Source organism: Enterovirga sp., from assembly GCF_028290205.1.
Lineage (GTDB): Bacteria > Pseudomonadota > Alphaproteobacteria > Rhizobiales > Beijerinckiaceae > Enterovirga.
This window is the reverse complement of sequence record NZ_JAQGKF010000249.1, coordinates 1-11,506: the sequence shown is the minus strand read 5'-3', so window position 1 is coordinate 11,506 and position 11,506 is coordinate 1. Positions and strand designations below refer to the sequence as shown.

10 protein-coding genes are annotated in these 11,506 nt (G+C 71.2%); 5 read left to right on the top strand and 5 right to left on the bottom strand.

All coding sequences use genetic code 11. From position 1 onward, the window contains the following. The first annotated feature begins 31 nt into the window (after positions 1-31). Together JWR86_RS17265 and mfd are read left to right on the top strand one after the other, a co-directional pair. Positions 32-316: a succinate dehydrogenase assembly factor 2 gene (locus JWR86_RS17265; RefSeq protein WP_299567729.1), complete on the top strand. Its 285-nt coding sequence runs from the start codon at positions 32-34 to the stop codon at positions 314-316. Between the two features lie 79 nt (positions 317-395). After that, on the top strand, positions 396-4,043 hold the full coding sequence (gene mfd, locus JWR86_RS17260) for a transcription-repair coupling factor (RefSeq protein WP_299567727.1): 3,648 nt from the start codon (positions 396-398) through the stop codon (positions 4,041-4,043). Here the strand turns inward: mfd and JWR86_RS17255 are convergent. Both JWR86_RS17255 and JWR86_RS17250 read right to left on the bottom strand, forming a co-directional pair. After that, positions 3,997-4,368 (bottom strand): hypothetical protein, encoded by a 372-nt coding sequence (locus JWR86_RS17255; protein WP_299567756.1) that lies wholly within the window; start codon positions 4,366-4,368, stop codon positions 3,997-3,999. The genes mfd and JWR86_RS17255 overlap by 47 nt on opposite strands. Positions 4,369-4,446: 78 nt before the next feature. Further along, positions 4,447-5,682 (bottom strand): AMP-binding protein, encoded by a 1,236-nt coding sequence (locus tag JWR86_RS17250; protein WP_299567725.1) that lies wholly within the window; start codon positions 5,680-5,682, stop codon positions 4,447-4,449. Positions 5,683-5,898: 216 nt separating this feature from the next. On the opposite strand from JWR86_RS17250, the gene JWR86_RS17245 reads away from it, so the two are divergent. Next, positions 5,899-6,702 carry an invasion associated locus B family protein gene (locus JWR86_RS17245; protein ID WP_299567723.1) on the top strand — a complete coding sequence of 268 codons (804 nt, stop codon included), beginning with the start codon at positions 5,899-5,901 and terminating at the stop codon, positions 6,700-6,702. A gap of 90 nt (positions 6,703-6,792) precedes the next feature. On the opposite strand, the gene hspQ is transcribed toward JWR86_RS17245, so the two are convergent. Continuing rightward, positions 6,793-7,134, bottom strand: a complete 342-nt coding sequence (hspQ, locus tag JWR86_RS17240; protein WP_299567721.1) for a heat shock protein HspQ — start codon at positions 7,132-7,134, stop codon at positions 6,793-6,795. Between the two features lie 46 nt (positions 7,135-7,180). Next, the gene (locus JWR86_RS17235; protein WP_299567719.1) at positions 7,181-8,215 is read right to left on the bottom strand and encodes a CoA ester lyase; all 1,035 of its coding nucleotides are present in this window, start codon (positions 8,213-8,215) and stop codon (positions 7,181-7,183) included. Between the two features lie 142 nt (positions 8,216-8,357). Between JWR86_RS17235 and JWR86_RS17230 the strand changes: the two genes are divergently transcribed. Beyond that, entirely contained in the window at positions 8,358-9,329 is a 972-nt protein-coding gene (locus JWR86_RS17230; protein WP_299567717.1) for an AEC family transporter, read from the top strand. On the opposite strand, the gene JWR86_RS17225 is transcribed toward JWR86_RS17230, so the two are convergent. Continuing rightward, positions 9,289-10,488 (bottom strand): FAD-dependent monooxygenase, encoded by a 1,200-nt coding sequence (locus JWR86_RS17225; protein WP_299567754.1) that lies wholly within the window; start codon positions 10,486-10,488, stop codon positions 9,289-9,291. The genes JWR86_RS17230 and JWR86_RS17225 overlap by 41 nt on opposite strands. 86 nt (positions 10,489-10,574) lie before the next feature. On the opposite strand from JWR86_RS17225, the gene JWR86_RS17220 reads away from it, so the two are divergent. Beyond that, positions 10,575-11,506, top strand: a 932-nt coding sequence (locus JWR86_RS17220) for a quinone oxidoreductase (RefSeq protein ID WP_299567715.1), incomplete at its 3' end; no start/stop codon positions are given.

Sequence of the window (11,506 nt, the reverse complement as noted above, 5' to 3'; positions counted from 1 at the left end):
CACGGGCCGGAGCGGGCGCTATATAGCCTCGATGCTGACGCCAGATGAACCTGCCCGCGACCGCGCCGGGCTCGCACCCCGCCGCAAGCGGGCGCTGTTTCGGGCGTGGCATCGGGGCATCCGCGAGATGGACCTCATCATGGGCCGCTTCGCCGACCGCGAGATCGCGACGCTGTCCGACGACGAGCTCGACGAGCTGGAGCGGCTGATGGAAGAACCGGACCAGCTCGTCTATGCCTGGATCACCGGCCGGTCGGCACCCCCAGCCGAGTTCGACACCCCGCTTTTCGCGCGACTGACCCGCTCGCAGGGCTGACCCGCCCGACACGCCCGTCTCGGCCGGCCGAGACGGCCCGGCCCCGAGACGGCCGGCGCAGACCAGATAACGACCGACCATGGCACGCATCCGCACCACCTCCCTGACCGGCCCGATGGCGACCGCTCTCTCCGCTTTGGGGCGCGGCGAGGGAGTCACCCTGGCCGGTGTGCCGGACGGGTTCGACGCCGTTCTCGTGGCCGACCTCGCCCGCGCCCTGTCGGCCAAGGCCGAGGGCCCGGCCGTCCTCGTTCATGTCGCGCGCGATGGGCAGCGGCGGCAGGTGTTCGAGACCGCTCTCCGGTTCCTCGCCCCCGAGATGGAGGTGCTGTGCTTCCCGGCCTGGGACTGCCAGCCCTATGACCGCGTGTCCCCGACCAGCGGCGTGACGTCGCAACGGATGACGGCGCTGGCCCGCCTGACGCGCTCTCAGACCTCCGAGGAGCGCCCCCGCATCCTGTCCACCACCGTCAACGCCATCGTCCAGCGCGTGCCTCCGCGCAGCAAGATCGCGGCGGAGACGTTCTCGGCCGCGCCCGGCAACGTGGTGAAATCGGACCTGCTGGTGGCCTGGCTGGAGCAGAACGGCTTCGCCCGCAGCGGCACCGTGCGCGAGCCCGGCGATTACGCCGTCCGGGGCGGCATCATCGACCTCTATCCGGCCGGCCTGCCCCTGCCCGTGCGGCTCGATTTCTTCGGCGACACGCTCGAATCGATCCGGCCGTTCGACCCCGAGACGCAGCGCTCCACCGGCCAGCTGCGCTCGCTCGACCTCGTGCCCATGAGCGAGGTGCAGATCACGACCGAGTCGATCCGGCGCTTCCGGCAGAGCTACGTTGCGGCCTTCGGGGCGCCGCGCCGCGACGACCGGCTCTACGAGGCCGTCAGCGAGGGCCGACGCTATCCGGGCCTGGAACACTGGCTGCCGCTGTTCCACGATCGGCTGGACACGCTGTTCGACTACGTGCCGGGCGTCCCGGTGATCCTGGACGCGCTCGCCGAGGACGCCGCGGGCGAGCGGCTGGCGCAGGTGCAGGATTACTACGACGCCCGCGCCTCCGCCTCCGGCACGAGGGAAGGCGGGGCCTCCCCATACCGGCCGCTCAAGCCGGACGCGCTCCATCTCGGCCCCGAGGAATGGGCCAAGCGCCTGGCCGACCTGCCGCTGGCGCGGCTGACCCCCTTCGCCCAGGCCGAAGGCGGCCGCGGCGGCCAGGTCATCGATCTCGAAGCCCGGCGCGGCCGCGACTTCATCGCCGAACGCACCGACCCGAACAGCAACGTGTTCGAGGCCGCCGTGCAGCATATCCGGACCCTCCAGGCCGGGGGACGGCGCGTCGTGGTTGGCGCCTGGTCGGAGGGCTCGCGCGAGCGGCTCATCCACGTGCTGGAGGATCACGGCCTGCCGGGCGCGAAGCCGGTGGTCCGGTTCGCCGAGGCGCTGGCGCTGCCCAAGGGCGAGGTCGGCGTGGCCGTGTGGGGCTTCGAGAGCGGCTTCGAGGCGGGCGACCTTGCGGCGCTCGGCGAGCAGGACATCCTGGGCGACCGGCTGGTGCGCCAGAAGCGCGCCTCCAAGCGCCCGCAGGACTTCCTGGCCGAGGTCGCGTCGCTAACCCCGGGCGACCTCGTGGTCCATGTCGACCACGGCATCGGCCGGTTCGACGGGCTCAAATCCATCGAAGCGGCCGGCGCCCCGCATGACTGCCTCGAGATCACCTATGCGGGCGACAGCCGGCTGTACCTGCCCGTCGAGAACATCGAGCTCCTGAGCCGCTACGGCTCCGAGGAGACCGAGATCCAGCTCGACCGCCTCGGCGGCGGCGCCTGGCAGGCCCGCAAGGCCAAGATGAAGCAGCGCATCCGCGAGATGGCCGGCGCGCTGATCAAGATCGCGGCCCAGCGCATGCTCAAGGAGGCCCCGAAACTCGTGCCGCCGGAGGGCGCCTATGAGGAATTCGCCGCCCGGTTCCCGTATGACGAGACGGACGATCAGCTGAACGCGATCGAGGCCGTGCTGAGCGACCTCACCAGCGGCCGGCCCATGGACCGGCTGGTCTGCGGCGATGTCGGCTTCGGCAAGACCGAGGTGGCGCTTCGGGCCGCCTTTGCGACCGTGATGGCCGGCAAGCAGGTCGCCGTGGTGGTGCCCACGACGCTGCTGGCCCGCCAGCACTACAAGACCTTCGCGGACCGCTTCCGGGGGCTCCCGGTCAACGTGGCGCAGGCCTCCCGCTTCGTGGCCGCAGCCGAACTCAAGGCGGTGAAGGCCGGGGCCGCGGATGGCAGCCTCGACATCCTGGTCGGCACCCACGCCCTGCTCGGCAAGACGATCAACTTCCGCGACCTCGGCCTGATCGTGGTGGACGAGGAGCAGCATTTCGGGGTGTCCCACAAGGAGCGCCTGAAGGAGCTGCGGGCCGAGGTGCACGTCCTCACGCTCACGGCGACGCCCATTCCGCGCACGCTGCAGCTCGCGCTGACGGGGGTCCGCGAGCTCTCCATCATCGCGACCCCGCCGGTGGACCGGCTGGCGGTGCGGACCTTTGTGACGCCGTTCGACCCGCTCGCCATCCGGGAGGCGCTGCTGCGGGAGCGCTACCGCGGCGGGCAGGCCTTCTACGTTGTGCCGCGTGTCCAGGATATCGACGAGGTCCGGTCCTTCCTGGCCCGCGAGGTGCCCGAGACCAAGGTCGCCGTGGCGCACGGGCAGATGTCGGCCGGCCAGCTCGAGGACGTGATGAGCGCGTTCTACGACGGCAAGTATGACGTGCTGCTCTCGACCACCATCGTGGAATCCGGCCTGGACGTGCCGACGGCCAACACGCTGATCGTGCACCGGGCCGACATGTTCGGCCTCGCCCAGCTCTACCAGCTGCGCGGCCGGGTCGGGCGCTCCAAGACCCGCGCCTACGCCCTGTTCACCATTCCGGAGAACCGGACCCTGACGGTGCAGGCCGAGCGGCGCCTCAAGGTGCTGCAATCGCTGGACACCCTTGGGGCCGGGTTCCAGCTCGCCTCGCACGACCTCGACATCCGGGGCGCCGGCAACCTGCTGGGCGACGAGCAGTCAGGCCACATCAAGGAGGTCGGCTACGAACTCTACCAGCAGATGCTGGAGGATGCCGTGAACCAGCTCAAGGCTGGGATCGACGACCCGCCGCCGGAGCAATGGTCGCCCGCCATCGCGGTCGGCGCGCCTGTCATGATCCCGGAGGACTTCGTCTCCGATCTGCAGCTCCGGTTGGCGTTGTACCGCAGGCTCGCGACGTTCGAGACCGAGGACGAGATCGCCGGCTTCCGGGCCGAGCTGGTGGACCGGTTCGGCAAGCTGCCGCCGGAGGTGGACCAGCTCCTCGCCGTGGTGGCGATCAAGGTGCTGTGCCGGAGGGCCAATATCGACAAGGTCGATGGCGGGCCGAAGGGCATCATCGTCCAGTTCCGGGACAATTCCTTCGCCAACCCTGTCGGGCTCGTGACCTATGTGGCCGAGCAGGGTTCCTTCGCGAAGGTACGGCCGGATATGAAGGTGGTGTTTCTGCGCGAGGTGGACGACGTCGCCGAACGGCTCAAGGAGACGCGCCGCATCGTCAAGGATCTGGTTGCCGTGTCGGAGGGCCAGGTCGTGTCGGCGCTGACGCCCCGGGTGAGGCCGGCGCCTCCGCCGCCCCCGGCGAAGGACCTCAGAGTTCGGGGCCGGCCACGGCCTGTGGGCCGACTTCGGTTCTGAGGATGGCCGAGATGCCGCCCGCCATCATGGCGGCGTCCTCGTCCCACTCGATCACCGGTATGCCGCAGGTGCGCTCGCTGACCCGCAGGCTGCAGGCCAGCTGACGGAAGCTGTCGCGCTCCTCGCCGCTCCGCTCCTGCGGCATACGCAGCAGGATGGCAGACGGCCGCTCGATCACGCCGAGAACCTCGTCCGCCGCCTCGAAAGAGGTGGTGACGCTCGACAGGCCGAGCTCCGCGAGCTCGATGGACAGCAGGTCGTCGTCGCCCCGTCGGCCACTATCGACGACCAGAACTTTCCGTAATGCATTCATGCCGCCACGCACACCCAACTTTGCCGCAGTGCAACAACTTGCGTCTACGAAGTTGGTTTCATAACCGTCAAGCTCAGCCCCTCTGAGCGTCTACAACCGTTCGGATCCTGCCGGGGCAGGGCAGGGCCGCCACTCGGACGGGCTCCCGGCCCGGGCCGCCCCGGCGAGGAAGGGCCAGCTCACCGCCGCCGGGCCGCTCACCTCGAGCGCGCCTCCGGCACCGCAGCGGACGGCGAGGAGATCAGGCCGCCCCGTAGGAGCCTGGGCAGCCCCGGACCGGAGGGCGCGCCAGGCCGCCGAGCCCCGTTCCGCGGCGAAGAGGGCGGTTTCGCCGAGAGCCATCGCATCCACGAGCCGCGCGGCGCCGAGCGCCGCCGGGCCCGTTTCGGGGACGTCCGCCAGCCCGCTGTGCACGAACAGGACCGACCGCGCCCCCGCGGCCAGCCCCGCCGCGGCGATCAGGGGCTCGGTCCAGCCCGGCAGGGCGAGATGGTTTCGGCCGGGTCGGGCGAGCGCCGGCGCGAGCCTCGCCGGCTCGAACGGGGCGTGGATCTCGCAGGTCGCGCCGGCCGCCAGGCAGGCGACCCAACCGGTCGCGAGCCCTTTCAGGTCGTCCGGCGCCAAGCAGGCGATCACCGTGTCGCCGGGGCCCCAACGGGTTGCGGCCAGCGTCACGGCCGCTGCGGCGAGCCAGGACAGGCTCGGCCGGAACATGGGAACCGGGCCCCCCTCGCCGGCCGAGAAGGTGACCACACCGGGGTTCGGGGAGGGGCCGGCGGCCACGTCGCGGGCGGGCCAGGCCGGGGACCCGAGATCCACGACCCCGTCCGGAAGATCCGGCCCGAACGCCAGGAGGAAGCGGACGTGAAAGCGCCGGGCGGCGATGGTCGCGAAGGTCGCCGCCGGCCGGCCGCTGCCGAGCACGCCCTGGGTCACCACCGCGGCCAGAGGGACGCGGTCCACGAGCTGCCCGATCTCGTCCTCGTCCAACGCCGCCGGCAGGAGAACCGGCACCAGCCCCGCCGCTTCGGCGGCCAGCAAGGACAGGCAGAGTTCGGAGCCGGGGGCCAGGCAGATGCCGACGGGGCTGCCGGCTGGCAGCCCGAGACGTCGCATGCGGGCCGAGAGCCCGCGGACGGACTCATGCGCCTCCCGGGCCGAGTAGCTGGCAGGCGCTCGGCCCGTCCAGGTCTCACGGCCGTCCGGGTCGCGCAGAAGAGGGAGGTCGGGCTTCTCGGCCGCGAGCCGGCCGAGAAGCGAGGCCAGCGTGTCGGCGCAGGCCGGCCCGGGAGGCAGTTCGGCGCGCGAGGCGGCGGGACGGCTCACGGCGCAATCTCCCGGCCCGGGTTTGGCGATTCGCGAGCCCCGCCATTCCTGCCGCAAACAGGGCCGACCACAAAGGTCCGGCCCTCGATCGTCCCTGGTCAAGAGCGCCCGAACCCGGTAGCACGCGGCCTTGCGTTCGCCTCATTCAGCGCCCCAAAGCAGGATGAGCTGAGCAACGCGGCTCGCCGCGTCAGCCATCGACAGTAAGGATCGAGAATGTCTCTAGCGACTCGGATCGCTTGCATGGCCCTGCCGCTGGCGGCCGTGCTCGGCCTCGCCGCGGGCGGACCTGCCGGCGCGCAGCAGAAGGAGCGCGAGCGCAAGGCGCCCGCACCGGCCGCCGCACCGGCTCCCGCTCAGGCCCAGCAGGGTCAGCAGGGTCAGCAGGCCCAGAATACCGGTCCCCTCCTGGTCCAGGTGAAGCCCGAGCCTTCTCAGACCGAGTGGACCAAGGTCTGCGGCAAGGACCCGAGCAACAACGCCGAGATCTGCTACACGACGCGCGACTTCGTGTCGGATCAGGGCCAGCCCGTTCTGGCGGCCGCCGTCTACGACATGAAGGGCCCGAACGGCACCAAGGTGGTCCGCTTCCTCATGCCGCTCGGTCTGCTGCTTCGGCCCGGCATCCGGTTCGCCGTGGATCAGGGCACGCCGAATGCCGGCGTCTACACGGTGTGCTTCCCGAACGGCTGCTTCGCCGAAACGCCGAACCTCAAGGACGAGGTGGTCGCGGCGATGAAGAAGGGCACGAACATCAACGTCAGCGTGCAGAACCAGGTCGGCCGCGAGGTGACGTTCCAGGTGCCGTTGGCCGGGTTCGGCAAGGCCTTCGACGGCGCGCCGATCGACCCCAAGGTGCTGGAAGAGCAGCAGAAGCGCCTGCAGGAAGAGCTCGAGAAGCGCAGCGAGGAACTCCGCAAGAAGCTGGAGCAGGGCCAGGCGGGCGCAGGCGGCGCGGCGGCTCCGGCCGGCACCCCGGCTCCGGCCGCGGGCACCCCGGCTCCAACCCCCTCGCGCTAACCATCGGCGCACCCCGGTGCCGGCTGCGGCCGGCATCGGGAGCGTGGCCCGTCTCGCCCGCCTCAGGCGCGCTCGCGAGGCGCCCGCGCCCTAGTGGGCCGAGCCCGGCCGCCTTTGGTAGGAGCCGTCCGGCGTGCGGTCGAAGATCTCCTGGATCTGCGGATGGCGCAGCGGCGTGCCCGTGTCGTCCGGCAGCAGGTTCTGCTCCGACACGTAGGCGACGTATTCGCTGTCCTGGTTCTCGGCCAGCAGGTGGTAGAATGGCTGGTCCTTGCGCGGCCGCATCTCGGCCGGGATCGCAAGCCACCATTCCTCCGTGTTGGAGAACTCCGGGTCGACGTCAAACACAACGCCCCGGAACGGGTAGATGCGGTGACGCACCACCTGGCCCAGGCCGAACTTCGCTTCGCGGATCGCTCGTTCCCGTGACATGGGCTCCATATAGGATGGCCCCACCCCACCTGGAAAGGCGGCGACGTCAGACGCTGGCGCCGGGCCGGCCGTCCCTGTCCGCCACCAGGTCGTCGAGATCGACCAGGACCCGGGCCTGCTTCCAGGTCGCGTCGTCCTGCATCTTGCCGTCGATCATCACCGCGCCGGTGCCGTCCGGCATGGCGGCCAGGATGCGGCGGGCGAAGGCCATCTCGGCGGGATCCGGCACGAAGACCCGCTTCGCGATGGCGATTTGCGACGGATGCAGCGTCCAGGCGCCGGCGCAGCCCATCAGGAAGGCGTTGCGGAACTGCGCCTCGCAGGCGGCCTCGTCGGAGAAATCGGCAAAGGGCCCGTAGAACGCCTTGATGCCGTTCGCCTGGCAGGCGTCCACCATGCGGGCGACGGTGTAGTGCCAGAGGTCCTGCTGCGAGGCACGGCGCTCGTAGCCGGGCACCGGGTCGGACAGGACCTTGTACTCCGGATGGCCGCCGCCGACCCGCGTGGTCTTCATGCCCCGCGAGGCCGCGAGATCGGCCGGTCCGAGGCTCATGCCGTGCATGCGGGGCGAGGCGGCCGCGATCTCGTCGACATTCTTCACGCCCTCGGCCGTTTCCAGGATGGCGTGGATCAGGATCGGCTTCGAGAGGCCGTGCTTCGCCTCGAGCTGGGCGAGAAGCTGGTCGACATAGTGGATGTCCCAGGCGCCTTCGACCTTGGGCACCATGACGACGTCGAGCTTGGCCCCCACCGCGCCCACGATCTCGACGAGGTCGTCGAGCGCCCAGGGTGAGTTCAGGGCGTTCATCCGGATCCAGAGGCCGGTGCGGCCGAACTCGGTCTCCGACGCCATGCGGATGAAGCCGCGCCGGGCCTCGACCTTGCAGTCCGCGGGGATGGCGTCCTCGAGGTTGCCCAGCACCACGTCCACTTCGCCCAGCAGTGCCGGCACCTTGGCCCGCATCTTCTCCAGATGCGGCGGGATGAAATGGATCATCCGCTCGAGCCGCACCGGAAGGGCCCGCAGCGGCTCGGGCGCGCCGATCGCCAGCGGCTGAAAGAAACGGCGCGGCAACTTCATGGCGGAGTCCTCGAATACTGCAGCGATCAACCTGATGAGCCCCGGGGGCGCAACCCCGCCGGCCTGCCATGCCGGCCCGTCACTTGCACCGCCACCCGTCGGTTGCCAGAACCCGAGTCCCGCCCACCGCTTCGCGCCACCCGTGTCCGACCTCCTCGGCCTCCTCACCCTGCTGGCGCCCTTCTTCGGGCTGATCGGCCTCGGCATCGCATCCGCGAAGCTGGCGGGCCTGCCCGCGGCGGGTCTCGTCTGGATGCAGTTCTTCCTGCTGTATCTGGCGCTGCCCGCTCTGTTTTTCCGCCTTTTGTCCGACAAGCCGATCAGCGAGATTGCGAACTGGCCCTTTGTCGGCCTCACCACGCTGGCGACCGCGGCCGCCTTCGTGGCTGCTTTCGCGATCGGCCGGGCGGGGTCGCGCCGCCTTCCCGAAAACGTGATCGGCGGGGTCGCGGGCTCGTATTCCAACATCGGCTACATGGGCCCGCCGCTCGTGATGTCGTTTCTCGGCCCGGCCGCGAGCGCGCCGGTGGCGCTGATCTTTGTGTTCGACACGCTGTTCCTGTTCACCGCTGTTCCGGCCCTGATGTCGCTCGGCGGCATCGAGCGCCAACGTCCCCTGGCGGCCGCCCTCGAGGTTCTCCGCAAGGTTGCGTTGCACCCGTTTCTGATCGCCACGGCCGTCGGCATTTTGGCCAGCCTCGCCCGCTGGCAGCCGCCCCAGGCGCTGGACCAGATGATCACCTGGCTGTCGGGGGCCTCGGCCCCTTGCGCGCTGTTTCTGCTCGGCGTGAGCGTGGCGCTCCGTCCGGTGGACCGCGTCGCCGGAACCGTGGCGGCGCTGGTTCTGGTCAAGCTGCTGCTGCACCCGCTCGCGGTCTGGGCGCTGCTGCTCGCGGTGGGGGGGTTCGACCCGGTCTGGGTTCAGGCGGCCGTGATCATGGCGGCCCTGCCGCCGGCCTTGAACATCTTCGTGCTGGCGGGCCAATACCGGGCCGGCACCGACCGGGCCTCCGCCTGCGTGCTGGTCGGCACGGTCGCCTCCATGGCGACCCTGACGCTGGTTCTGTGGCTGTTCAGGACCGGCGCGCTTCCCCCCTCGGTTCCGGGCGGCTGAACGGGGAGCGGCCGGCGAAGCCCGCCCGCATCGCGGCGCGCCGCAGGGGGCCGATGCCGCCGAGGAGCCCGAGCCCGAGGCCCCGCACCGCGTCCAGGGGCGCGAAGCCGGCCAGCAGCGAGCGGTTGAGCCCGTCCACGCCGAGCGAGCGCAGCCGCACCTCGGTTTCCCGGGCCCGGCCGTAGCGGGCCAGCAGCGGGGCGGCGCCGGGATCCGCCCCACCGGCCTCGCGCAGGAGGCGGCCCAGTTCGGCGACATCCGCCATGCCGAGATTGAGGCCCTGCGCGCCGATGGGCGGCAGCACATGGCCGGCCTCGCCGGCCAGGGCGAGCCGGGGCCCGGTCATGCTGGCGACCGAGATGGCGGCGAGCGGCACCAGCCCGCGTGGCCCGTCCGGCTCCACCCGCCCGAGAATGGAATGGGAGCCGCTCTCTACGGCCGCGGCCAGTTCCGCGTCGGAGGCGGCGAGCAGCCGTTCAGCGTGGCGTGGCTGGGTGACCCAGACCAGGCTCGAGCGCAGGCCCGGGAGCGGCACCAGCGTGAACGGCCCGGCGCGGCGGTGGAACTCGGTCGAGACGTCGCCATGCGGGCGCTCGTGCCGGAGCAGGGTCGTGAAGGCGGCCTGCGGGTAGCGGTGCTGGCGGGCCGCGATGCCGGCCGCCTCGCGGATGCGCGAGCGCCGTCCGTCCGCCGCGATCACGAGCCGGGCCCGCAGAACCGTGCCGTCCGCGAGGCGGAGCCGCGCCTCCTCGTCGACCTCGTAATCCGCCACGAGCGAAGTCCGCCACGGCACCGCCTGACGCTGCAGTTCCGCGGCCAGGGCCTCGACCAAGGCCGCGTTTTCGACATTCCAGCCGAAGGCCTCGAGGCCGATCTCGGCCGCCCGGAAGGTCACGGGCGGCGGCCGGAACAGGCTGCCGGTGTCGTCCACGATCCGCAGCGAGCGCAGCGCGCCGGCCGTGCTGGCGAGGGCCGGCCAGATCCCGAAGGAGCGCAGCAGCTCGACCGCCGGCACCATCAGGGCAGCCGTGCGGCCATCCCGCCGCTCGGCCGCAGGCCCGACGAGGCAGGTCTCGTAGCCCGCCGCCGCCGCCGCCAGCGCGGCCGCGAGGCCGACCGGCCCGGCCCCGACCACCGCGATGTCGACCTTCTGCTCCATCACGCTCGCACACTCCTGGCACCGTGCCCGTTGCGGCGGCGCTCCAGCCCTCTTAAGGGTCCGACTGCCTCTGAGGGAGCGAAACGATGGTCGCGGCGGTACGGGTGCATCGGTATGGCGGTCCCGAGGTCCTCCAATACGAGGAGGTCGAGGTGCCGCCGCCCGGACAGGGCGAGATCCGAGTCCGGCAGACAGTGATCGGCGTCAACTACATCGACACCTATTTTCGCAGCGGTGCCTACCAGGCGCCGAGCCTGCCCTTCGTGGCCGGCAACGAGGCGGCCGGCGAGGTCGTCGCGGTCGGCCCCGGCGTCTCGGGCTACAAGCCCGGCGACCGGGTCGCCTATGTGGCGACGCTCGGCTGCTACACGGCAGAGCGCAACGTCCCGGTGGGCGTCGTGGTGAAGCTGCCGGAGGGGGTATCCGACGAGACCGCCGCCGCCATGCTGCTGAAGGGCCTGACGGCCGAGTACCTGCTGCACCGCGTCTACCGGGTGAAGGCGGGCGACACGATCCTGATGCATGCCGCGGCCGGCGGCGTCGGGCTGATCCTCTGCCAATGGGCCAAGCATCTCGGCGCCACCGTGATCGGCACCGTCGGCAGCGAGGAGAAGGGCAAGCTCGCCCGCGAGAACGGCTGCGACCACGTCATCCTCTACCGGAGCGAGGACGTGGCGAAGCGCGTCGCCGAGATCACCGGCGGGGCCAAGGTGCCCGTCGTCTATGACGGCGTCGGCAAGACCACCTTCCAGGGCTCGCTCGACAGCCTCGCGCCGCTCGGCATCCTGGCGAGCTTCGGCTCCTCCTCGGGCAAGGTCGAGCCGTTCGATCTCGGCGTGCTGGCCGCCAAGGGCTCGCTGTTCGTGACCCGGCCCACGCTCGGCACCTTCATGGGCCGGCGCGAGTGGCTCGACGACATGGCCAAGAACCTGTTCGGCGTCGTCGCCTCGGGCGCGGTCAAGATCGCCGTGCATCACCGGGCCAAGCTCAAGGACGCGGTCGAGGTGCATCGCTCGCT